This window comes from Niallia sp. FSL W8-0951 (assembly GCF_038006525.1).
In the GTDB taxonomy this organism is placed as follows: Bacteria; Bacillota; Bacilli; order Bacillales; family Cytobacillaceae; genus Niallia; species Niallia circulans.
Map to the genome: position 1 here is coordinate 1,298,250 of NZ_JBBOVK010000001.1, position 24,062 is coordinate 1,322,311.

General features: G+C 35.9%; 19 protein-coding genes. 16 read left to right on the plus strand and 3 right to left on the minus strand.

Features of this window, described 5'->3' with window-relative positions; all coding sequences use genetic code 11:
• Window positions 1–228: 228 nt before the first annotated feature.
• The 3 genes from purT to NSS71_RS06120 all read left to right on the plus strand — a co-directional run bounded on the left by purT (window position 229) and on the right by NSS71_RS06120 (window position 3,791).
• The gene (gene purT / locus NSS71_RS06110; RefSeq protein ID WP_047943428.1) at window positions 229–1,410 is read left to right on the plus strand and encodes a formate-dependent phosphoribosylglycinamide formyltransferase; all 1,182 of its coding nucleotides are present in this window, start codon (window positions 229–231) and stop codon (window positions 1,408–1,410) included.
• 53 nt (window positions 1,411–1,463) lie between these two features.
• On the plus strand, window positions 1,464–2,726 hold the full coding sequence (locus NSS71_RS06115; protein ID WP_047943429.1) for an L-lactate MFS transporter: 1,263 nt from the start codon (window positions 1,464–1,466) through the stop codon (window positions 2,724–2,726).
• A gap of 153 nt (window positions 2,727–2,879) precedes the next feature.
• Window positions 2,880–3,791 (plus strand): AEC family transporter, encoded by a 912-nt coding sequence (locus NSS71_RS06120; RefSeq protein ID WP_047943430.1) that lies wholly within the window; start codon window positions 2,880–2,882, stop codon window positions 3,789–3,791.
• Window positions 3,792–3,848: 57 nt separating this feature from the next.
• Here NSS71_RS06120 and NSS71_RS06125 read toward each other — a convergent pair whose 3' ends face one another.
• A complete protein-coding gene (locus NSS71_RS06125) occupies window positions 3,849–4,991 on the minus strand; it encodes a CAP domain-containing protein (protein WP_047943431.1) in 1,143 nt (380 codons plus the stop codon).
• 287 nt (window positions 4,992–5,278) lie between these two features.
• Between NSS71_RS06125 and NSS71_RS06130 the strand changes: the two genes are divergently transcribed.
• From NSS71_RS06130 to NSS71_RS06140, 3 genes are all read left to right on the plus strand, one after another.
• Window positions 5,279–5,410, plus strand: a complete 132-nt coding sequence (locus tag NSS71_RS06130; protein WP_268874827.1) for a hypothetical protein — start codon at window positions 5,279–5,281, stop codon at window positions 5,408–5,410.
• 167 nt (window positions 5,411–5,577) lie between these two features.
• On the plus strand, window positions 5,578–6,651 hold the full coding sequence (locus NSS71_RS06135; protein ID WP_047943432.1) for a branched-chain amino acid aminotransferase: 1,074 nt from the start codon (window positions 5,578–5,580) through the stop codon (window positions 6,649–6,651).
• 33 nt (window positions 6,652–6,684) lie between these two features.
• Window positions 6,685–6,924, plus strand: coding sequence for a hypothetical protein (locus tag NSS71_RS06140; protein WP_047943433.1), 240 nt, complete (start codon window positions 6,685–6,687; stop codon window positions 6,922–6,924).
• A gap of 104 nt (window positions 6,925–7,028) precedes the next feature.
• On the opposite strand, the gene NSS71_RS06145 is transcribed toward NSS71_RS06140, so the two are convergent.
• Window positions 7,029–7,856: a Cof-type HAD-IIB family hydrolase gene (locus NSS71_RS06145; protein WP_047943434.1), complete on the minus strand. Its 828-nt coding sequence runs from the start codon at window positions 7,854–7,856 to the stop codon at window positions 7,029–7,031.
• Between the two features lie 274 nt (window positions 7,857–8,130).
• Between NSS71_RS06145 and NSS71_RS06150 the strand changes: the two genes are divergently transcribed.
• Both NSS71_RS06150 and pepF read left to right on the plus strand, forming a co-directional pair.
• A complete protein-coding gene (locus NSS71_RS06150) occupies window positions 8,131–8,334 on the plus strand; it encodes an IDEAL domain-containing protein (protein WP_047943435.1) in 204 nt (67 codons plus the stop codon).
• A 600-nt stretch (window positions 8,335–8,934) separates the two neighbouring features.
• Entirely contained in the window at window positions 8,935–10,725 is a 1,791-nt protein-coding gene (gene pepF, locus NSS71_RS06155) for an oligoendopeptidase F (RefSeq protein ID WP_047943436.1), read from the plus strand.
• A 64-nt stretch (window positions 10,726–10,789) separates the two neighbouring features.
• On the opposite strand, the gene NSS71_RS06160 is transcribed toward pepF, so the two are convergent.
• Window positions 10,790–11,692 (minus strand): LysR family transcriptional regulator, encoded by a 903-nt coding sequence (locus NSS71_RS06160; protein WP_047943437.1) that lies wholly within the window; start codon window positions 11,690–11,692, stop codon window positions 10,790–10,792.
• Window positions 11,693–11,831: 139 nt separating this feature from the next.
• On the opposite strand from NSS71_RS06160, the gene gltB reads away from it, so the two are divergent.
• The 8 genes from gltB to NSS71_RS06200 all read left to right on the plus strand — a co-directional run bounded on the left by gltB (window position 11,832) and on the right by NSS71_RS06200 (window position 24,042).
• On the plus strand, window positions 11,832–16,385 hold the full coding sequence (gene gltB / locus NSS71_RS06165; RefSeq protein WP_144547208.1) for a glutamate synthase large subunit: 4,554 nt from the start codon (window positions 11,832–11,834) through the stop codon (window positions 16,383–16,385).
• A 15-nt stretch (window positions 16,386–16,400) separates the two neighbouring features.
• A complete protein-coding gene (gene gltD / locus NSS71_RS06170; RefSeq protein ID WP_341151366.1) occupies window positions 16,401–17,894 on the plus strand; it encodes a glutamate synthase small subunit in 1,494 nt (497 codons plus the stop codon).
• A 340-nt stretch (window positions 17,895–18,234) separates the two neighbouring features.
• A complete protein-coding gene (locus NSS71_RS06175; RefSeq protein WP_047943440.1) occupies window positions 18,235–18,780 on the plus strand; it encodes an HD domain-containing protein in 546 nt (181 codons plus the stop codon).
• An 88-nt stretch (window positions 18,781–18,868) separates the two neighbouring features.
• Window positions 18,869–21,055, plus strand: coding sequence for an AAA domain-containing protein (locus NSS71_RS06180; RefSeq protein WP_095320087.1), 2,187 nt, complete (start codon window positions 18,869–18,871; stop codon window positions 21,053–21,055).
• Between the two features lie 125 nt (window positions 21,056–21,180).
• Entirely contained in the window at window positions 21,181–21,840 is a 660-nt protein-coding gene (locus NSS71_RS06185) for a peptidylprolyl isomerase (RefSeq protein WP_061798825.1), read from the plus strand.
• An 83-nt stretch (window positions 21,841–21,923) separates the two neighbouring features.
• Window positions 21,924–22,361 carry a peptidylprolyl isomerase gene (locus NSS71_RS06190; protein ID WP_047943443.1) on the plus strand — a complete coding sequence of 146 codons (438 nt, stop codon included), beginning with the start codon at window positions 21,924–21,926 and terminating at the stop codon, window positions 22,359–22,361.
• A 60-nt stretch (window positions 22,362–22,421) separates the two neighbouring features.
• Complete coding sequence (locus NSS71_RS06195; protein ID WP_047943444.1) at window positions 22,422–23,165, plus strand: SDR family NAD(P)-dependent oxidoreductase; 744 nt, start codon at window positions 22,422–22,424, stop codon at window positions 23,163–23,165.
• Window positions 23,166–23,268: 103 nt separating this feature from the next.
• Complete coding sequence (locus tag NSS71_RS06200) at window positions 23,269–24,042, plus strand: TerC family protein (RefSeq protein WP_047943445.1); 774 nt, start codon at window positions 23,269–23,271, stop codon at window positions 24,040–24,042.
• Window positions 24,043–24,062: the final 20 nt, after the last annotated feature.

The following is a 24,062-nucleotide window of genomic DNA, read 5'->3' on the forward strand; positions in this document are numbered from 1 at the left end:
TGAAAACCACTTATATCATCTCTTTCACAAAAAGCAGCGTTCATCTTCCTTAAATGCACCTTCCCTTATCGACAATTAATTTTTCCGTAACCACAACAAAATACGAATTATTAATAATCTAACTTAATAAACGTTCGGAAATAGAGAAAAAAAGACTTGAATAGAAGAGCTTTTTACGATATTATGCAGAATAAAGGAATAATTAATTGTTTAGGGGGATTGGCAATCGTGTTAGGAGCACCAAATACTTCACAAGCAAGAAAGATTATGTTATTAGGTTCAGGAGAATTGGGTAAAGAGGTGATTATCGAAGCGCAGCGGCTGGGACTAGAAACAATCGCAGTCGATCGTTATGATCATGCACCAGCTAGTCATGCTGCCCACCGCTCATATACAATAGATATGATTGACGGTAATCAATTAAAAGCAATAATTGAAAAAGAAAAACCGGATCTTATTGTTCCTGAAATTGAGGCGATTGCTACTAGTGCGCTAGTGGAGCTGGAAGAAGAGGGGTATTCGGTAGTTCCAACTGCTAAGGCCACCTATTTAACGATGGATCGCGAAGGTATTAGAAGATTAGCAAGTGAAACGTTGAACATACCGACAGCAAAATATGCCTTTGCCAATAACATTTCGGAATTGAAAGATGCTGTACAGAATATAGGCTTTCCGTGTGTAATAAAGCCAGTCATGAGCTCTTCTGGGAAAGGTCAAAGTATTTGCCGAAGCATAGATGGAATAGAATCTTGCTGGAAAGAAGCTGTTGATGGAGGAAGAGGGAAGAAAACAAGAGTCATAGTAGAAGAGTTTATTGCATTTGAATCAGAGATTACACTTTTAACCGTTCGTTCAGTTAATGGCACAATCTTTTGTCCCCCAATTGGACATACCCAAAAAGACGGAGATTATATAGAATCATGGCAGCCGCATTTCATGTCTGCTGAGCAATTAAATGAGGCAGAAATGATTGCTAAGAAAATTACAGATAGTCTGGGTGGTTATGGAATTTTTGGTGTGGAGTTATTTTTAACAGAAAATGGAGTTTATTTTAGTGAAGTCTCACCTCGCCCTCATGATACTGGAATGGTAACAATGATTACTCAAGACTTATCTGAATTTGCTTTACATGTTAGAGCCATTCTAGGATATCCAGTTACAGGAGTGAAGCTGCATAGCCCAGGTGCTAGTAAAACATTAAAAGCAACTGAAGAAAGTAACGACTACTTAATTCAGGGGATAGAAGAAACGTTATCATTTGAAAATACTCAAATACGCATTTTTGGAAAACCAAAGACGACAGAGGGGCGAAGAATGGCAGTAATATTGCATACAAATGAAACGGTTGAATTAGCGTTAGAAGGGGTAAGAAAAGCTGTTGCGCCACTTTCCATCACCTATTCTAGCTAATTAGAAAATGCAATTAGTGATAATTTATAAATAAACACAATAGGGGTCTTACAATGAAAACAAAAAATCGTTGGCTTATTGCTTTATCTGCAGTCGGTATTCATATTTCAATCGGATCTGTATACGCATGGAGTGTGTTTACAAAGCCGCTTGAGTCACAGTTTAATTGGACATTAACGAGCATTTCCTGGACTTTTAGTATTGCTATTTTATTTTTAGGATTATCTGCTGCCTTTTTAGGGCATTTTGTTGAAAAATACGGACCGCGAACTTCTGGTATGTTGTCCGCTTGTATGTTCGGTTTGGGGATGGCTGGTGCTGGTTTTGCAATAAGCATCGAATCTTTACCGCTTCTTTACATTACCTATGGAATATTTGGGGGGATTGGATTAGGAGTCGGTTATATTACTCCTGTTTCAACATTGGTTAAGTGGTTCCCGGATCGCAGAGGCTTGGCAACTGGATTAGCGATTATGGGATTCGGTTTTGCTGCGATGATCAGCAGTCCAGTTATGAATTATTTAATTAATACAGCTGGTATAGCTAATACATTTTATATTCTTGCAGCTGTTTATTTTGTTATCATATTTGTTTCAGCACAATATTTAGAAGCACCGCCAAAAGGATTTATGCCAAAAGGTTTTCAGCAATCAGTTGAAGCTGGAAATGGAAAAGGGAAGAAAGATTTATCACAATTAACAGCAAATGAAGCCGTAAAAACGAAACGATTTTGGGCGTTGTGGATTATGTTATTTATTAACATTACTTGTGGGATTGCTATTCTTGCTGTTGCTTCGCCCATGGGGCAGGAATTGGCCGGCATGTCAGTTGCAGGTGCAGCAACACTAGTTGGGATTATGGGTGTATTTAATGGAATTGGAAGAATTGCCTGGGCTGCAATTTCTGACTATATTGGCAGACCCAATGTATATACTTTATTTTTTGCTATCCAAGTAGTAGCATTCTTTGCATTACCACATTTACATCATTATATTGCCTTTTCCATTATTGTATTTATTATTATGTCTTGCTATGGCGGTGGATTCGCGTCAATCCCAGCTTATATTGGAGATATATTCGGTACAAAACAGTTAGGGGCAATTCATGGTTATATTCTTACAGCTTGGTCTGCTGCAGGTGTTGCTGGACCTAGCATTGTATCATGGATTCGCGATACAACAGGAAGCTATCAAGGAACATTGCTTGTTTTCTCTTGTATGTTTATTATATCTCTGGCAGTTTCCTTGCTTATTCGTATAGATATTCGTAGATTAGAAGAAATGAATAGATCGGCGACAGAAAGTAATAGCTTCTAATAGTATTTAAATAGGACTTATCACGTTTGTTACATCTTAAATCTTCTCAAACGTAATAAGTCTTTTTTCTATATCTTAGTCTTTCCAAGTATACGGATAAGTAGTATAGTAGGTTCATTGGAAATTTGTAGCTTAGGTAGGGGAATTTAGAGAATGGAAAATTTTAATACGCAGTTTTTGTATTCCGTGATTATTATTGGCATTGGATATTTCTTTAAACAAAGAAATATTATTAAAGAAAAAGATGGCGAAGGTCTTGCAAGGATCATTTTCAATATTACTTTACCTTGTTTAATCATCACCACCTTACATAATGTTATAATTGAAAAATCTTTGTTAATATTGGTATTTCTTGGTTTATTCTATGGTGTTCTTATTTCCATAATTGGACTATTTCTTTTCCGAAATGAAGCGAATAAGCAAAAAGGCATGTTAGGCATGCTGATTCCTGGATTTAACATTGGTATCTTTGCATATCCTTTGGTGCAAGGTATATGGGGGGCTGAAGGGATAAAATATTTTGGTATGTTCGATATCGGAAATGCCATTGTTACTTTCGGAATTAGTTATTTAATTGGTAGCTATTATTCACAAGAAGGGTCCGTACTTTCAGCGAAGCAAGTGGTAGGGAAGCTGGGACGGTCTATCCCGCTGATGACCTATGTATTTATTTTCTTCATTAGTATTGTAGGTTTCGAGATACCCCATCAGATAATTGATGTGACATCTACAATATCGAAGGCGAATATGCCACTCTCTTTATTGCTTCTCGGTATTTATTTGAACTTTTCTTTTGAAAAGAATCACTGGAAAGGGATTGGAAGGGTACTCGGAATACGGTACGGGACAGGTCTTTTTTTAGGCGTGCTAGCATATTTTTTATGGCCAGCAGAAGATATGTTTCGTTATACCATTTTAATCTGCTTAATCTTGCCAATGGCATCAAGCGTTTTACCGTATAGTGTGGAGTTTAAATATAACCAACGTTTTGTTGGAACTGCTGCTAATTTATCGATAGTTATTAGTTTTTTCTTAATTTGGATGATTGGTAATTTAATTGTGTAATTATAAAGTTTACTAATCATAAAAACGAGGCTGGAATCAATTTTCCAGCCTCATTTTTTATTCTGTCACGAAGTTTTCGGTATAATATGGTTGGGATTTATTGTTAAAGGCAACCCCAACGCCGAGTGAGGCGAAATCTTTTTGCAGGATATTTTCCCGATGGCCCATTGAATTCATTAAGCCTTCGTGAGCAAATATACTGCTGTTTTGGCCATAAGCCAAATTCTCCCCGGCTATAGTGTAACGGATGCCTTCGTTCAGCATGCGATCAAATGGAGATTCACCCTCCAGATTAGTGTGGCTGAAATAATTATTTTCTGCCATATCCAAACTATGTTTTCGAGCTGTATCACGAACTGCCTCATCCCAAGTCAGCGGTTTTAAATGGTTATTGACACGACTGGCATTGGTTAAATCAAATAATTGATATTCAAAGCCTTCTTTTAAGTTCTCGTTTCCTTCCACATAAAAATCCTTGCGATTTTCTTCCAAAGAAGAGCTGACAATTTGTAGAGCAGTAACGCTGTTATTTTCATGTTTATCAAAGAATACTGTTACATATGAGTCATCAAGTCTGAATACTTCGTAATCTCTGTCCTCTGCCATTTTATAAAAAACAAGTCCTTTTCTTATCTCTGTTAACGGTTTTCCTAATGTTTTTAAGACAACTTCTTTCTTTGTTCCTTTTTTAATCCCATTTGTTGAAGCAATTAAATCTTGATTGGTATATAAGGCTTCTACTTGATTATGTTCATCATAGCCTACCATAACAAAATTGTGATAATTTTGATGATAGGCATACCAAGAGATGCCGTATTCATTGATTGTTTCCCGTTTTGGTGGTCCCAGTGACTTTTCAACCGACTTTTTATCATCGCCGAGAGATATATTATGAATCGAAAAAGGATGGTCTTGCGGTGTAACTAATTCTGGTTTATCAATTTCTTCAGTATCTTCAGTATTTCCTTCAATATTCCAGTCAGGTAATATATCCTCTGCATTTTTAAAAAAGGATTTTATGTTTTCAAACTCATCAGTAAAGGATTGGAAAAAGGAAGTGATCGAATCTTGATTTATGCGATTTTCCATGGAACTAGAAGGTTTGCTTTCTTCAGCATTATGTCCATTGTCTTTAAAATAAAAATTATATGCTCCATATATAAGGAGAATGGTAATAACCCATTTTAATAGTCTAATCATTGATAGTAACCTCCAATAGTCTTCTAATTATAACCAAAAAAATTAGGTTTAAAACTATTTTATCTGGGTATATTGAGATAGATTGTTTTTCACTTTTTATCCTATTTAATTATTATACCATGCCATTACGTCCTAATTGGTTTGTCTAGACTGTGTAATCAATTTGTAAAGCATCTTTATTATATGTTAACGCTATAAACTGTTATAATGAATATAGCCGTTTCTATTTGGAAAATTTTACTTATAAGCACTCTAGACAGATTTAAGACGGTTTTAAAGGAGGCACTATGCATTTAATTAGAACCGACATTGATGAGATTTTAACAAACACAGCCGATTTAGAGCAGGAAATATCTACATGGAATTTAATCGACATAGAAATTGATGAACTTTTAGAAGACACAAAACATTGGAATTAAACATTGCAATCAAATTTACAAATAATTTTGTAGATATTGGTTGTTTTTTTGTGCTGTAAATAATTATTAGGAAAAAATTTCACATCTTTTTATCAAAATTACTTTCACTATAGTAAGTTTGCGTTATAATAAATAGAAATAATATTTAAGATGAGGAGAATGGAAACGTGACAGATCAAACAATCACTGTGACTTTAGCAAAAGAAAAAAAGCCGAAACCAGATCCTTCTACATTAGTATTTGGTAAAGTATTTACAGATCATATGTTTATGATGGATTATACAGTAGACAAAGGATGGCATGATGCTCAAATTTTGCCCTATCAACCAATTACTTTAGATCCTGCTTCTGTTGTTTTCCACTATGGCCAAGCAGTTTTCGAAGGCATGAAGGCATACTTAACAGAAGAAGGTAAAGTGCTTTTATTCAGACCGAAGAAAAATATGGAGCGTTTAAATAAATCAAATGACAGACTTTGTATTCCAGAAATAGATGAAGAGTTTGCCCTAAATGCTTTAACACAATTAATTAATATTGATAGAGAGTGGATTCCAAAAGGGGAAGGTACTTCTTTATACATAAGACCATTTATCATTTCCACACAGCCCTTCTTAGGAGTTGCTGCATCAATTAGCTATAAATTTATGATCATTTTATCTCCTGTTGGTTCGTATTATAAAGAGGGAGTTAAACCGGTTAAAATCTTTGTGGAAAATGAATATGTTCGTGCAGTTGCAGGTGGTACAGGATCTGCTAAAACAGCTGGAAACTATGCAGCAAGCTTAAAAGCACAACAAATTGCAAATGAAAGAGGATATTCCCAAGTTCTTTGGTTAGATGGCGTAGAAAAGAAATATATTGAAGAAGTTGGAGCTATGAATGTTTTCTTTAAAATTAATGGGGAAGTATATACCCCTGAATTAAATGGAAGCATACTAGAAGGGGTAACCAGAAGCAGTGTTATGGAGTTGCTGCAATATTGGAATATTCCTGTAACAGAAAGAAAAATAACTATTGCTGAAATCTTTGAAGCACATAAAAATGGGCAATTAGAAGAAGCATTTGGTACAGGAACAGCTGCTGTTATCTCTCCGATTGGTGAGTTCTTCTGGAACGAGGAAAAAATCATTTTAAATAATGGAGAAACAGGGGAGTTAGCATCCAAATTATATAATACAATTACAGATATTCAAAATGGAAGACAAGAAGATCCATTTGGATGGGCTGTTGAAGTGAAATAATTCCTTTTGCGAGGAAAATAAAGGAGTATCTTAATGGTGAATAAAAGCCACACGCTAAATTTTGGATGGAATTTAATAGCACATAAAGATTATAAACTTTTCTCTAATCAAAATGAATATGTTTTAATGGATTGGGATGGGGACGTTGTCTTATGTGTTTCTGTTCAAGACCATGAGATTGAAATCCTTCGTAGTAATTGGAATCTTCATTTTAAAGTGAATTTAGCTTTTAAAACAATCAAGGTGTTTAATGAGCCGGATGAAGAAGAATGAACCAGTAAATTTTTAAAGGAATAATAACGGAAAACTTAAAAGAGATAAAGCTTCGATTTATAATCGAAGCTTTATCTTTATTATAATGCGAATAAAATAAATTATTAAACAGATTTCGTAATCAAGGGCTCTAAAATAAACGTATCAATCACCTTTGCTATACCATCGTTGTTATTTGTATCAGTTACGTAATCTGCAAGCTGCTTCACATCATCTGGCGCATTTCCCATAGCAACTCCAAGGCCAGCAAATTCAATCATGGCAACATCGTTATAACTATCACCTATTGCAATCACTTCTTCTCTAGAGATACCAAGTTTTTCAATAAGTATCGCTAAGCTTGTCCCTTTAGTAACACCTAATTCAGTAAATTCAAGGAAGTATGGCTTAGAGCGCATGACACTTAAATCATTAGCTAATTCTTTTTGCAGCCTTGCTTCTACCTCTTTAAGATAATTTTCTTCTTTCACCATTAATACTTTTACAACAGGAGTCGAAACGGTCTGCTTGAAATCCGCAACTGTTTTTATCGGCAAGCCTGTAAGTTTTCCTTCGATTTCAGTAAAAGGATTATTTTCTTGCGTAATAATTTCGTCATTCATATAAGTATGAATCCAAATGTTTTCTCTCTGGCTCAAATCAAATAGCTGATGAACTGTTTCGGGAGAAAGTGTACTGCTGAATACTTCTTCGTTTGTTTGACAGTTAGTTATTTTTGCTCCGTTGAATGAAAGAATAAAACTGCCATATTCCGCAAGTCTTAATTCTTTTGCCGCGTCCAGCATTGCATATGTTGGTCTTCCAGAAGCGAGAACTACTTTTACACCTTTTTCTTGTGCAAGCATTAAAGCAGTTTTGGTTGCTTCTGAAATAATATGGTCATCTGTTAATAAAGTATCATCCATATCTAATACGATCATTTTATAGCTCATCTGTATTTCCCCTTTCATAACCTCTTTACAGAATACATGAAAATAGAGAAATAGCCAATATCAAATTGATGATAAGATAGCGAAACAAAACCTTGAATTGTTCCTTTTTATGTTTATAAATTTCTTTAGTGGGAAGTAAATAAATAAAGTTAATAAAGTTAATAGTTAGGGGTTAAACAAAAACATCTTAAATGGGTTAAATTACCTTGAAAAAGTATTTGAATTATCAGAATATTACTGCTATACTATAAAAAAGAACAAGGGGTTGATTCAAATGGAAAAATATTTATTAAATGCACCAAAACAGTCTGTAGGAAATGTTGTGGATTCTTTATTTGCAGAAATGGTATTGGAAAAGGCCCTTTATGACTTTCGAAAAGCTACACTAAAAAGACAAATCGATGAAACATTAATTGCTGGTGACAAAGAATTATTTTATCGTTTAACAGAAGAATTAAATCAATTAACTGCAAAATAACTACTATAAAATAAACAATATAATCATAACCGCTATCCTAGAGGAGAAAACCTCGCTATATTTCTGAGAAGAGATGCAGCGAGGTCTTTTCCTGAAAAAGGATAGCTATTTTCGTTCTATCAACTTATCGTTTAACCATATAAAAACTGCTGATAAACATAGGTTTATCAGCAGTGTAAGGGACACATAAAATGTGTCCTACGTATTGAGGCAATAAACTACGCTCCACATAGCGCAATAACGTTTATTGACTTATTCAATATAGCTCATCGCTTGATAAATATAACACATATAGATGATACTGACAAGCTTTTTTAAAGAATAGTAGTTTTATTGTCTAATTTTAGCATACGGAATCTTTGTGTGCTGAAATTAGCATTGCTGTTGAAACTGTAAAAAAAAGCCAATGGTGCTTATTAATTAGCGCAAAGCTAAATTAGAGATTGATCAAAGGGTCGTATTAGTCTTTTCTGCTTTACATAAAAGCCTTCTGCTATGTATCATTATTGCATATACATAAAATCTCTTCTATTTTAAAAGAAATGATAAGACTTTTATAAATAAGGGTAAAATAGAAACAGAAAGAATGGGAGGAAGTTTATGCAAACATATAAAACAAGAGAAGAAGTTGCTGATTGTGAAAAATGGAATTTACTTGATATATACAAAACAGAGGCTGAGTGGGAAAAGGATTTAGATGCGGTAAAAGAAAAAATAGCGGCTCTTTCAGAATTCAATGGAAAAATTACGAATGGAACAACATTATTAGCGTATCTAACATTATCCGAGGAAGTTAGTTATATATATAGAAAAGTCTACGCATACGCCATGCTTCTTTTAGACTTAGACACGCGGAATACACATGCTCAAAGTCTTATTGAAAAAGCTCGTATAGTCGGCCAAAAATATAGTAGTGCCACTGCCTTTTTTATGCCATATTTATTATCCTTAGATGAAAAGGAATTGAAAACTTACATACAAGAAGAAGATGGCTTAGCATATTTTGAAAAAGATCTCTTGGAATCTTTCCGCTATAAAAAACATGTATTAAGCAAGGAGAAAGAAGAGGTACTATCTGAACTGGGAGAATCGCTATCTGTTCCTAGTAATGTGTTCGGTATGATAAATAATGCAGATATAACCTTCGGGGAAGTAACAACAGATAATGGAGAAAAGATTGAATTAACAAGAGGAATGTACGCAAAAAGAATAGAAGATGAGGACCGAGATGTTAGAAAAGAAGCTTATTTGGCGTATTATAAGCCATATATCGGTCTTAAAAACACAATAGCAGCGACCTTTAGCGCCGCCGTTAAAAACAATGTAAAAACAGCAAAACTTCGAAATTATCCTTCTGCCTTAGAAAAAAGCTTATTTGGTGACCAAGTACCTGTTGAGGTTTACCATAATTTAATTAGTACGACGAGAAAAAATTTACCTTATATGGATGATTATATGAATTTTCGTAAGAAACGACTGCGGCTTAATGAGCTTCATGCTTATGATTTAAGCGTTCCATTAGTTGGAGAGGCAGCTAAAGAAGAGATCAGCTATGATGATGCTTTTCAGATTATGCTGGAGGCGCTGAAGCCTCTTGGTGAAGAATATTTAAGTGTGCTAAAAACCTTTAAAGAAAAACGATACATTGATGTACGTGAAACGCCTGGTAAACGTTCAGGTGCTTATAATTTAGGCTTATATAGCGTTCATCCGTATATTTTACTGAACCATAGAGATGATTTAGATAGTTTATTCACCTTAGCTCATGAATGCGGACATGGCATGCACTCTTATTTTAGTAGTAAGCATCAGCCGCAAATAAGTGCAGGATATAGTATTTTTGTTGCAGAAGTAGCATCTACTGTTAATGAGGTCTTATTAATTCGCCATTTGTTAAAAATAGAAGATGATGAAACAAAACGCGAGCATTTATTACATCATTTTATTGATAGTTTTAAAGGAACCTTCTTTACACAAGTTATGTTTAGTGAGTTTGAAAAAGCGGTTCATGAACAAGCGGAAAAAGGATTGCCACTGTCTTTGGACTTTTTCAATCAAACCTATGAAGAACTATTTAAAGCATACAATGGCAGTTCTTTAGTAATAGACGAACAAGTGAAATATGGATGGGCAAGAATTCCGCATTTCTACCGTCCATTTTATGTATATAAATATGCGACTGGCTTTGCTTCTGCAATTAATATTGCCGATAAACTTTTAGAAGGAAAGAAAGAAGATGCAGAGAACTACTTAGACTTTTTAAAAAGTGGAAGTTCTGATTATCCTCTTGAACTTCTGAAGAAAACCGGTGTCGATTTGACCAGTCCTGAACCAATTAATCATGCATTAACGATTTTTCATTCCTTAGTGAAGGAAGTATTAAAAAAATAAAGTTTTCACAAAACAATAAGAAGCCATTACCTTTTGCAAAGGTGTGGCCCTTATTGCTTCTTAGTTACTGATATTTTTCTAGAATCGTGAAAAAGTCGATGATAAATCGGCGAAATGTTTGTACAGAGGGTGGCAATTCCCGATTACTTGGTACGATGATACCAACTGTCCGGCTAATAATTGGATCCTCAATAGGAACCTTCACTGTAAATTTAGGAACAGTATCATAAAATGTACTCTCTGGAAGAAGAGTTACACCCATTCCTGCGGAAACTAACCCTTTGATTGCATCTAAGTCTTCACCCTCAGCATTTATATTAGGTAAAAAACCTTCTTGTTTACATGCATCAATCGCAATTTTTTGCAATATATATCCTTCTGGAAATAAAACAAATTCGTCATTTCGCAGATCTCGTAATCGAAGTGATTTTCTTTCACTCAAAATATGATTACTTGGTAATAATGCGAAGATTCTCTCTGTAAATAAAATATTGCCTGTTAATAAGAAGTCATCTGTTGGTACAGGTCCTAAGAATGCTAAATCTATATCTCTATTTTTTACGCCTTCGGTTAAAAAGTAATAAGATCCTTGCCGTAATTGAAACCTCACATTTGGATGCTTTTCTTTAAATGCTGATATAACAGTCGGCAATAAGTGGCTTGCAAGACTAGTTGGAAAGCCGATTTTAATCGACCCTCTTTCAGGATCCAAATAGGCATTAACTTGCTCTACAGCTCGATCGACTGATTTCAAGATTGATTGGGAGTGAGTTAAAAAAATCTTTCCAATCGGAGTTAGTTTGACATTCCTTCCTTCTCGTTCAAATAATTGAACACCTAATTCATCCTCTAAATTTGCAATTTGACGACTAACAGCAGATTGGGCAACATGAAGATGTTCAGCAGCCTCTGAGACATGCTCTCTTTCTGCTACTTCAATAAAGTATTTTAGTTGTCTAAGTTCCATTTTTACCGACCTTCTTTATAATAATCTCTTTTTTAGATTAGTTCTATCTAAATGATATATTGTACATATGAATTTGTATAGTATAATTAAATTATCTGAATAAAAAAATTTGTTAGAAAATCTGACAGGGGTGGTTGAAATGACGTACAACCAAATGGAAAAGGCACAGGGCTTATATAGACCGGAATTTGAACATGATGCATGTGGAATCGGACTGTACGCTCATATAAAAGGGGAAGCGACGCATGACATTGTGAAAAAAGGTTTAAGTATGCTTTGTAAATTGGATCATCGCGGCGGACAAGGAAGCGATCCTTTAACAGGAGACGGAGCTGGATTAATGGTTCAAATACCTGATACCTTTTTTCGAAAAGAACTTAAGGAATTCAATCTTCCCGAAAGCGGTAAATACGCGGTAGGAATGATCTTTTTTTCCAAAGATGATCCTCACAGAGAAATAATCGAAGCAAAAATTAACGAATATATTAAAGAAATGGGTCAAGAACTTATTGGCTGGAGAACTGTACCGACAGATTTCAGAAAAATCGGAAAAGTCGCACAAGAAAGTTGTCCGATTGTCCGTCAAGTATTCATTCAATCAAGCATAGAAAACAAAGATAAATTAGTTTTTGAGCGAAAATTATATATTATCCGTAAACTTGCTGAAAATTGGGGAAGAGCAGAAGAAAAAGAATTTTATTTCGCAAGTTTGTCATCTAGCACCATTGTTTATAAAGGACTTCTCACATCAGACCAAGTCGAAAGCTTTTATTTAGATGTGCAGGATCCGGCTTTTGTATCCGCATTTGCTATTGTTCATTCCCGCTTTAGCACAAATACTTTTCCTAGCTGGGAAAGAGCACATCCAAACCGTTACTTAATTCATAACGGAGAAATTAATACATTACGAGGAAATTTCAACTGGATGAAAGCAAGAGAGCAGCAATTTGTATCAGAAGTTTTTGGAGAGGATTTGCAAAAGGTACTGCCGATATTAGATGCAAATGGTAGTGATTCTTCTGTATTCGATAATGCACTTGAATTCTTTATCTTATCTGGACGCACACCTGCTCATGCAGCTATGATGATGATCCCAGAGCCTTGGACTGAGAATCCCCATATTTCAAAGGCGAAAAGAGATTTTTATGAATATCATAGTAGCTTAATGGAGCCATGGGATGGCCCAATGGCAATCACCTTTACGGACGGTAAACAAATTGGTGCTATATTGGATCGTAATGGTTTGCGTCCAGCAAGATATTATGTAACGAAAGATAATTATATTGTTTTTTCTTCAGAAGTGGGAGTTGTTCCAGTCGAAGAAGAGAATATTCTCTATAAAGAGCGTTTAAGTCCTGGGAAAATGCTATTAATTGATCTTGAAGAAGGCCGTATTGTTTCAGACGAAGAATTAAAAAATACTATTGCTTCGGCACATCCTTATGATGAGTGGTTAGATGAAGTTATTCGACTAGAGGAGAATGCAGAAGAAAAAGCAGAAGACTTTCCCGATTTACTTGCAAGGCAGAAAGCATTTGGCTATACGTATGAAGATGTCCAAAAAAATCTGCTTCCAGTTGTGTTGGAGGGCAAAGACCCGATTGGATCGATGGGAAATGATACGCCGCTTGCTGTCTTGTCTAATAAGCCGCAATCTTTATTTAATTATTTTAAACAACTATTTGCACAAGTAACTAACCCTCCAATTGATGCTATTCGGGAACATTTGGTTACATCAACTTTAACTTGGTTAGGTGCTGAAGGTGATTTGTTACATCCTGATGCAAGTAATTGTCATAGAATCCAATTGAAAACACCAATATTATCAAATAGTGATGTAGAACAATTACGATCTCATACATTTACTGAATTTACAGCACGAACACTAGATAGTTTGTTTACAGATGATTTAGAAAGCAGTTTAAATCAGCTCGTGCAAAAGGCAGAAGAAGCAATTGCACAAGGTGTGTCCTTACTTATTCTTTCTGACCGTGCAATGAAACGAGAAGATAAAGCGATTCCCGTTTTATTAGCTGTCAGTGCTTTACATCAGGATTTAATTAAGAAAGGTCTGCGGACGAAAGCAAGTATTATCGTAGAGTCTGGTGAAGTAAGGGAAGTTCATCATTTTGCAAGTTTAATAGGTTTTGGAGCTGATGCAATTAATCCCTATTTAGTATACGCAACCTACAATCAAGCAATCAAAGATGGGGTGCTGACCCTTTCCTATGAAGAAGCAGTAGCAAGATATAATACAGTCATTACAGAAGGTGTTGTAAAAGTAATGTCTAAAATGGGTATTTCTACTGTCCAAAGCTACCGAGGCGCACAAATTTTTGAAGCTGTCGGTATCGGCGAAGAAGTTATCGACCGTTATTTTACTGGAACTGTTTCACAGCTTGGCGGTATTGGTTTAGAGATTATTGCTGAAGAAGCAACGAAAAGACATGAATTAGGTTATCAAGATGGGATGGACGACACATTAGATTCTGGAAGTGAGTTTCAATGGAGAAAAGGCGGAGAACATCATGCTTTTAATCCGAAAACAATCCACACCTTACAATGGGCATGCCGTAAAGGCGATTATTCCTTATTTAAACAGTTTTCTGAGGCTGCAAATGAAGAAAGCATGAGTTTTTTACGAAATTTATTTGCATTTGATTCAGCACGACAGCCTATCGATATTAAGGAAGTGGAATCAGTAGAATCTATCGTAAAACGATTTAAGACAGGTGCAATGTCCTTCGGTTCTTTAAGTAAAGAAGCACATGAAACATTAGCGATTGCCATGAACAGATTAGGTGCCAGCAGTAATAGTGGTGAAGGCGGAGAAGATCCTTCTCGATATATGATAGATGAAAATGGCGATAACAGAAGAAGTAATATTAAGCAGATAGCTTCTGGACGTTTTGGAGTTAAGAGCCATTATTTAATAAACGCGAAAGAATTACAAATTAAAATGGCTCAAGGAGCAAAGCCGGGTGAAGGAGGTCAATTGCCAGGGAATAAAGTATATCCATGGGTTGCCGAAGTTCGCGGTTCTACACCAGGCGTTGGATTAATTTCCCCACCGCCGCATCATGATATTTATTCTATTGAGGATTTAGCACAACTCATTCACGACCTGAAAAACGCCAATAGAGATGCGCGAATTTCAGTAAAATTAGTTTCAAAAGGCGGAATTGGTACCATCGCTGCTGGTGTTGCAAAGGGGGCTGCTGATGTAATAGTTGTAAGTGGATATGATGGAGGTACAGGTGCTTCTCCAAAAACAAGTATTAAACACACAGGTCTGCCATGGGAATTAGGCTTAGCAGAGGCACATCAGACCCTGATGCTAAATGGTTTACGAAATCGTGTCGTTTTAGAAACAGATGGTAAGCTGATGACAGGAAAAGATGTTGTACTTGCAGCTCTTATGGGAGCCGAGGAATTTGGCTTTGCTACAGCTCCTCTTATTGTAATGGGATGTGTGATGATGCGAGCTTGTCATTTGGATACATGTCCAGTGGGTATCGCCACCCAAAATCCAGAATTGCGCTATAAATTTGCTGGAGATCCAGATCATATTGTCAATTTCATGCGTTTTGTTGCAGAGGAAGTACGTGAACTAATGGCACAATTAGGATTCCGCACAGTAGAAGAAATGGTTGGAAGAACAGATGTGCTAAAAGTAAGTAAACAGGCGCAATCGCATTGGAAAGCAAAAGATTTAAACTTATCGAAACTATTATATCAAGTCGATGGACCAAGAACGTTTGAAACACCACAAAATCATAAAATTGATGAAAGTTTAGATATTCAAAAAATACTTCCAGCAGTTCAAAAAGCTATTATTAATAAAGAAGCGCTGCATTTGCATTTTAGTATCCAAAATACTAATCGTGTAACTGGTACAATTGTTGGTAGCGAAATATCGAAACTATATGGCGAAGAAGGACTTCCTGACAATACAATCAATTTACATTTCACAGGTTCAGCAGGTCAAAGCTTCGGTGCTTTTATTCCCAAAGGCATGAGCCTGTATTTAACAGGTGATGCAAATGATTATATTGGCAAGGGACTCTCTGGAGGTAGAATTGTGGCAAAGGTACCCGCAGACAATTCAATTGTTGCGAATGAGAATGTTATCATCGGAAACGTAGCATTTTACGGTGCGACAAGCGGCGAAGCGTTTATTAACGGAAAAGCGGGAGAAAGATTTGCAGTTCGTAACAGTGGTGCAAGTGTTGTAGTTGAAGGTATTGGTGATCATGGCTTAGAATACATGACTGGAGGAGAAGTTGTTATTTTAGGGGAAGTAGGGAAGAACTTTGCTGCAGGTATGTCAGGTGGAGTTGCCTATGTTTTACCGAAAGATGCAGAGCAATTTAAAGCAATGTGTAATAAGGAAATGATAATCTTTGAACAATTAGAAGAACGAGCAGAAATAGAGAGAATAAAAGGACTTATTGAAAAGCATATTGAATTAACAGGTAGTTTAGCAGGTCAACAGGTACTTGTTAATTGGGATAAATTCGTTCAACGGTTTGTCAAAGTTATACCGAAAGATTATAAGCGAATGATTGCCAATATTCAAAAGGGACTTGAAAATGGCTTATCAGAAGAAGATGCCGCAATGGAAGCTTTTGCGAATAATTCCAATCAAGACAAAAAAAAACAAGCAAATAAAATTACCGTATTAGTGCAGTAGAAAGGAGAGAACAGAATGGGAAAAGCAACTGGATTTATCGAATATAATCGGGAGGAAGCGGAAGAAAGAAATCCGCTTTCCCGTCTAAAAGATTTCAAAAAGTATTCTGCTCCTTTCTCTGATGAAGTACTACAAAGACAAGGGGCGAGATGTATGGACTGTGCAACACCATTCTGTCATATCGGGATGGAAATTGCGGGAAGTACATCCGGCTGTCCAATCCATAACTTAATCCCTGAATGGAACGATTTAGTTTATAGAGGAAGATGGAAAGAGGCATTAGATCGTTTATTGAAAACAAATAATTTCCCAGAATTCACTGGAAGTGCTTGTCCAGCTCCTTGCGAAGGTTCCTGTACTGTAGCGATTTCAGATCCAGCTGTTGCGATTAAAAATATTGAACGCACTATTATTGATAAGGGATTTGAACAGGGTTGGATCCAACCGCGGATACCTGCGAAGAGAACAGGAAAAAAAGTAGCCATTATTGGTTCAGGACCAGCAGGGCTAGCTAGTGCAGATCAGTTAAATCAAGCAGGCCATTCTGTAACTGTGTTTGAACGTGCAGATAGACCAGGCGGATTATTAATGTATGGGATACCCAATATGAAAATTGACAAAAAAGATGTGGAAAGAAGAGTGAAACTACTTACACAAGAAGGGATTGATTTTATTACCAATACCGAAGTAGGGAAAGATATAACAGCTTCAGAATTAAGAGAACAGTATGATGCTGTTATTCTATGTACTGGTGCCCAGAAACAAAGAGATTTAGTTATGGAAGGCAGAGATGCAGAGGGTGTTCATTTTGCAATGGACTATCTAACAGGTGTTACCAAAAGTCTACTAGATTCCAATTTTCAAGATAAAAACTTCATCGATGCAGCAGGAAAAGATGTCATCGTTATCGGCGGCGGCGATACAGGAGCAGATTGTGTAGCAACTGCATTACGTCAGAACTGTAAAAGTGTAGTTCAATTTGGGAAGCATCCAAAGCTTGGGATAATGCGCTCAAGTGAAAATATGTGGCCGGCAGCGCCTAATGTATTCACATTAGAATATGCTTACGAAGAAGCTGAACAAAAGTTTGGTGAAGATCCAAGACAATATGGAATTCAAACAAAAAGAATGGTAAAAGATAGCGACGGAAAGCTAAAAGAGCTTCATACTGTTTCCATGGAAAAAATAAAGCAAGCAGATGGAACGTTTATTTTCAAAGAAATTCCTGGTACGGAAAAAGTTTGGCCAGCACAGTTAGTATTTATTGCGATCGGCTTTGAAGGTCCTGAACAACCAGTACTGAAACATTTCGGACTGGAAACTACAAGTCGTAAAGTTGCGGCGGTATATGGCGATTTTACAACGAATTTGGAAGGTGTATTTGCGGCTGGTGATGCACGCAGAGGGCAAAGCTTGATCGTATGGGCAATTAACGAAGGCAGAGAAGTTGCTAGAAAAGTTGACGAATACTTAATGGGCGCCTCCATTTTACCTACTGTAAATGCATAAACGAGAAAAAAGATGTGATTAGCGAGTATCACATCTTTTTTTCTATATACGCTAATATCTAACCTATAAAATCTCTTTTACAAAAGAAGAAAATTTTACGCATTCAAAATATTATAAAAATTCAAAACAAAAATTTCAATAAAATAATTCATAACCGACTTATAATCTAAGCCATTTAGCTATTACAAGTGTTTTTTATTATCATTTTACAAAAAATATAATATAATAGGAAAAATACTTTTTTAAAAGGCTTAATAAGGGTAGGATAAAGCAAATAAAGTTTATCAAATGCTCTCTCAATATAGAGTGTGATTGTTTATAAAGAAAGGGAGTGTCGGAGATGAGAGACGTTAAACTTCTCGATATATATAATCATCATATTGCACAAAAATATATTACACGCTCAGGTTTAGCTCATGCTCTGGCAGTTGCTTATCATGCTTTTGAAATGGCAAAAGAATCAAGTGTCGATGTCGATAATGCAGCTAAAGCCGGATTTTTACATGACATGGGACACTATACGTGGTATAAAGATGGAAAATGGGATTATAAATTATATAGACAAAATGACATTCATCCAATAAAAGGGGCGGAAAGAGCACATAAATTATTAATCCGCTTAGGAGAAAATCCAATTAAAGCAAAAGAAATAGCTTTAGCCGTTCTTTTCCATACAGATAGTTTCATTCCTGGTGGTTCCGTGATTTTAACCCCCTTACAAAAAATTGTTAAACTAGCTGATGAAAAGGACGAGGAGCCTGGGGGACATCATCACTATCGTACGATAACGAAGGAAAGGGCAATAAAGAGTTTAGAACGATTAGATGCAAAAATTGATGAATATATAGAACAGCAAACGAAGAATAGCAAAGAACTAGAAGGATAGAACTGGATTTCCCTGTTTCTATTCTTCTTTTCTTTTAAATGCTATAATAGAAAAATCGACTTTTTTAGAAAAGGAATTAAAGGAGAAAATGACAAACATTATCACTACCATTAAACAATGGCAGCAAGCACTACAAATCGAGATCAATCATTTAAAAAAATACGGGCAATCGAAAGTTGCTTTATATAATGGAATTCGCCTAAACACAGAAAATGACTTTACGTATTATTTTGAAAGCATCAGCAATCTAAAGGTTCCAATTGGATCAAATGTAATGATTCACTGGGGGAGTCAGGCTGTAAGGGGGAGAGTATTATCGGCAGATGGCAAGAGCCTTCTTATTATTTTGGAAAAGGCGATTGGTGAGGATGTCTCAGAAGCATATTTATCCCATGATCCTTGGGAGCTATTAGAACAGCTGCAAATCCGTTTTGATACTATTAAAAAAAATAAACGTAAGCTTAGTAGAATCGTTAAATTAATGCAACCTAGTGAAGAAACAAAGCACCCAAGTGAGCAACTGAAAAATCATGTTCATGAGCTCTCTTTAAGATGCAAATATAACCCCGTCTCCTTTGTGTGGGGGCCGCCTGGAACAGGAAAAACATACACATTAGCTAGAGTTGCTCTACAACGTTATTGGAAAGGTAAGAGGATTTTACTCTTAGCACAAAGTAACCAGGCTGTAGATGTTCTACTCACGGAAATAACGACAACGATTAAAGAAAAGGACCGATTTAAAATAGGGGATATCCTTCGCTATGGGGGAAATAGCAATAATGCATCACTTGAACAAGAAAAAATTACAACAAGTTCCTTATTAGATAAAAAGGATATGGATCTTGCCAAGCAAAAACAGTATTTTTTTGAAGAAAAACTAAAACTTAAACAAGACCTTTCTTATTCGTTTACAACAAGAGATTCTGCTCAGTTATTAGAGATGGAAGAGAAATTAGCAAATGTGATGGAAAAAATCAGAAAAAGGGAACTGCAATTTGTACAAAAAGCAAAAATTGTTGGCACGACAATAGTAAAAGCTGCCACAGATCCAGCCATTTATGAAGATGAATACGATTTAGTAATAGTAGATGAGGCGAGCATGGCATATATTCCACAAGTCGCTTTTTCTGCATCACTAGCAAAAAGAATCATTATTTGTGGAGATTTTAAACAGTTACCTCCTATCGCAACTAGCCGTCATGCTTTAGTAGATAAATGGTTAAAAGAAGACGTATTCCACGCGACAGGCGTTGCCGAAACGGTTCATAGTTCATCGCTTCATCCTCAGCTTTTGTTATTAAACGAACAAAGAAGGATGCATCCAAGCATCTCTCAATTTACCAATAAATATATATATCATTCTCTGGTAGGCGATCATAAGAAGGTGGAAAGAAACAGAAAAGCAATCGCAGAAAAACTACCTTTCCAAGGAGAGGCGAATATTTTATTAGATTCGAGTCAATTTGGCGCATATGCCACATTTGAGAGAGCTTCGAAATCACGTATGAATTATATCCATCTATTATTAGCTCTGCAAGTTATAAATGAAGCTTTAAATGAAAAAGGAACAACGAGTATCGGCTACGTTACTCCATATCGAGCACAGGCGGAAATAATGGAAGCAATGGCATCAGAATTTTTCCCAGAAGCCATCATAGAAAAACGGCTTATTATCGCTACAGTCCATCGTTTTCAAGGAAGCGAAAGAGATATAATCATCTTTGATAGTGTAGAAGGAGAGGCATTTTTGAAGCCTGGAATCCTTTTAACCGGCAAAGAAAGCGAACGGTTAATAAATGTGGCGATCAGCAGGGCAAAAGGGAAATTTATTCATATAGCAAACAGAAATTATATAAAAACAAAAATAGATAGGAAGAAAACGATTCGACAGCTTGTCAACCATCAAGAAGCATTCAATAAAGTGGTAACCAACCAACAAATTGGCGAGTGGATTCAAAAGAAGAATCCAAAACTATACTGGACGCACGCACAAAGAGTAGAATTACTAGAAAAAGATATCAAGCGTTCCAACCATACAATAATAGCCTCTTTTCCAAAACAGAAGGAGATATTAAAACAACAATGGAAACAACTTCTCAATAGAAGGAGTATTGGTTCAGCTCCTGATATACCGTTTCCTTTCATTATTATTGATGAAAAAGTTATTTGGTTTGGCTTACCGTCCGAATTAGTGAATGGGAGTACTCCTCCTTCACTAGCAGTGCGTATACATTCTCCTTCTTTAGCTAGTTATCTATTAAAATATATATCATGAATAAAAAGCATTATCCGGAGATTTGGGATAATGCTCTTTCTTTAGCTATTATCAGTTATTCATTGTACAAACAAAAACGTTTTCGTTAAAATAGGAAAGAATCCATACAGAGGAGATGATGTTATTTGAGTAGAAAACAAACAGGTGGTATAGTATTTTTCTTGAGTTTAGTCCTTCTTTTACTACTGTCAGGCTGTGGCACAACGAAAAGTGAGCCATCAAAAGAAGAAAATACAACACAAGCAAAAGTGATTTCACCAGACGACTATCCTATTGTAACGATTACGATGGAAGATAATTCGACTATTACATTAGAACTTTATCCCGATAAAGCCCCTAATACAGTCAATAATTTCGTATCATTAGTAAATAAAGGCTTTTACGATGGATTAATTTTCCATCGAATTATTCCTGATTTTATGATCCAAGGCGGTGACCCCAATGGAAATGGAACAGGCGGTCCTGGCTATTCGATCAAAGGGGAATTTTCAGAGAATGGGTTTGAAAATGACTTAAAGCACGAAAGAGGCGTAATTAGCATGGCAAGATCTCAACTGCCTGATTCTGCTGGGTCACAATTCTTCATTATGGTTGCAGACGCCCCTCATTTGGATGGAGAATACGCCCCGTTCGGGAAAGTGATAGAAGGCATGGATGTCGTCGATAAAATAGTCTCTTCAAAAAGAGATAAGAATGATAAACCAGTAGAAGAGATAAAAATGAAACAAATTACTGTAGATACAAAAGGTATCGATTATGAAGAACCAAAGAAATTAAAAGAATAATGGATAAAAGGAACGTAATATTTTCTTTCTTTCCGAAAAGATGATATGATAAAAGCTGATTTTGAAATAAGGAGATGTTGATCATGGCAACTAAAGGATACATATTAATGCAAAATGGTGAAAAAATTGAATTCGAATTATATCCAAACGAAGCTCCTGGAACAGTAGCTAACTTTGTGGAACTAATTAAAAAAGGTTTCTATAACGGTTTAACATTCCACCGTGTAATTCCTGGTTTCGTCAGCCAAGGCGGCGATCCAAATGGAAATGGAACAGGAGGACCTGGATACACAATCAAATGTGAAACAGAAGGAAACCCTCACAAACATGTGGAAGGAGCTCTTTCTATGGCACACGCTGGCCGTGATACAGGCGGAAGCCAATTCTTTATCGTACATGAGCCACAACCGCATTTAGATGGTGTTCATACAGTATTTGGACAAGTTACGTCCGGTATTGCTGCTGTAAAAGCAATGAAAAATGGCGATGTTATGGAAAAAGTGGAAATCACTGAAGAATAAATACAACAAGGCAGGCTGAGAAATTGGCTTGCTTTTTTATATGAATGGTTGGTGATTAGAATGTACAAAGATAAAGTTGTCATTGTAACTGGCGCTAGTAATGGTATTGGCAAAGCAATTGCAAAAGCTTATTTGCAAGAAGATGCCTATGTTATCCTAGCTGATATAGATGAAGAGCAAGGAAAACATGTACTTGATTCTATAGAGCAAAAAGAGAGAGCAATTTTTATAAAAACCGATGTTCGAAACGAAGCAGATATCATTCAAATGGTTGAGACAACACAAGCGAAATTTGGAAAGATTGATATCTTAATTAATAACGCCGGTAAAGGCATTTTTAAATCATTTTACGATTTAACGATAGAAGAATGGGATGATGTGATAAATACGAATCTCCGCAGCGTGTTTCTTTGTTCAAGAGAAGTCGCAAAAATCATGCGAACTCAAGGCGCAAAAGGGTCGATTATTAACATGTCATCTAGCAGAGCCTATATGTCGGAACCTAATACAGAAAGCTATAGTGCTAGCAAAGGTGGAATTATGGCTATTACTCATGCTTTGGCAAATAGTTTAGCTGATGCACATATAACAGTTAACAGCATATCACCAGGCTGGATCGAAACGAAAGATTATGAAAATCTGCGAGAAAGCGATCATGAACAGCATCTATCAAAAAGAGTAGGTAAACCTGAGGATATTGCGAGAGCATGCCTTTTCCTCACAAATCCGCAAAATGATTTTATTACAGGAACGAATCTTATGGTAGACGGTGGTATGACAGTAAAAATGATTTATGAAGAATAATAGAAGGTATTTTTTCTTCTTTGCTTTATTACAGTTGCTATCTGAAAATGATAGGAGTATAATAGCTTCCATATGATTACATATAATAATGGAGGCTCATTAAGTGGACGTTTTACATCAGATATTATCAACCTATGCTTCATTTTTTGATTGGAAGATGTGGGCAGAAGTATTAACAGATCCAGTATCATGGGGATTAATCGGATCGTTAGTCATTTTAGAAGGCTTATTATCAGCAGATAATGCGCTCGTATTAGCAGTAATGGTAAAACATTTACCGCCAGATAAACAAAAAAAAGCATTGACATATGGTTTATTCGGAGCCTATTTTTTCCGTTTCTTCTTTATTGGAATTGGTGTTTACTTAATCCATTTTACCTGGATAAAAGTAGTTGGAGCAGCATACTTAGCATGGATTGTAATTAAGCATTTCTGGCTTGGTGAGGAAGATGAAGATTCCTCAGCGATGAAGAAAGACAGTTGGACAATAAGATTGTTCGGAGTATTCTGGGCAACTGTTATCTCCGTAGAATTAATGGATTTAGCCTTTTCGGTTGACAGCATATTAGCATCTTTGGCTGTTTCAAATGAAATCTGGATTCTACTGATTGGTGGAATGCTCGGTATTTTAATGATGAGAACTGTTGCCAAATTATTCTTAGTTCTCATTGAAAAAGTTCCAGAATTAGAGAATACCGCCTTTGTATTAATTGGGATAATCGCGGTAAAGATGTTTGCTAGCATTTTTGGATATGAATTAGATCACTATGTATTTTTTGGGATTCTAATTGCTGCGTTTATTATCACATTTATCATTCATTTTATTAACAAAAATAAAAAGGTTTCTGAAGAAGTTGCTTCTTCAAAAGAAAAATAAATGTATTTTACCTGTTCCGT

Coding starts and splice junctions, on each gene's coding strand:
- NSS71_RS06125 (WP_047943431.1), bottom strand. CDS start 4,991: ATGATTAGACTATTAAAATGGGTTATTACCATTCTCCTTATATATGGA.
- NSS71_RS06180 (WP_095320087.1), top strand. CDS start 18,869: ATGACAAACATTATCACTACCATTAAACAATGGCAGCAAGCACTACAA.
- NSS71_RS06145 (WP_047943434.1), bottom strand. CDS start 7,856: ATGAGCTATAAAATGATCGTATTAGATATGGATGATACTTTATTAACA.
- gltD (WP_341151366.1), top strand. CDS start 16,401: ATGGGAAAAGCAACTGGATTTATCGAATATAATCGGGAGGAAGCGGAA.
- NSS71_RS06150 (WP_047943435.1), top strand. CDS start 8,131: ATGGAAAAATATTTATTAAATGCACCAAAACAGTCTGTAGGAAATGTT.
- NSS71_RS06190 (WP_047943443.1), top strand. CDS start 21,924: ATGGCAACTAAAGGATACATATTAATGCAAAATGGTGAAAAAATTGAA.
- NSS71_RS06115 (WP_047943429.1), top strand. CDS start 1,464: ATGAAAACAAAAAATCGTTGGCTTATTGCTTTATCTGCAGTCGGTATT.
- NSS71_RS06130 (WP_268874827.1), top strand. CDS start 5,279: ATGCATTTAATTAGAACCGACATTGATGAGATTTTAACAAACACAGCC.
- pepF (WP_047943436.1), top strand. CDS start 8,935: ATGCAAACATATAAAACAAGAGAAGAAGTTGCTGATTGTGAAAAATGG.
- gltB (WP_144547208.1), top strand. CDS start 11,832: ATGACGTACAACCAAATGGAAAAGGCACAGGGCTTATATAGACCGGAA.
- NSS71_RS06160 (WP_047943437.1), bottom strand. CDS start 11,692: ATGGAACTTAGACAACTAAAATACTTTATTGAAGTAGCAGAAAGAGAG.
- NSS71_RS06175 (WP_047943440.1), top strand. CDS start 18,235: ATGAGAGACGTTAAACTTCTCGATATATATAATCATCATATTGCACAA.
- NSS71_RS06140 (WP_047943433.1), top strand. CDS start 6,685: ATGGTGAATAAAAGCCACACGCTAAATTTTGGATGGAATTTAATAGCA.
- NSS71_RS06120 (WP_047943430.1), top strand. CDS start 2,880: ATGGAAAATTTTAATACGCAGTTTTTGTATTCCGTGATTATTATTGGC.
- NSS71_RS06195 (WP_047943444.1), top strand. CDS start 22,422: ATGTACAAAGATAAAGTTGTCATTGTAACTGGCGCTAGTAATGGTATT.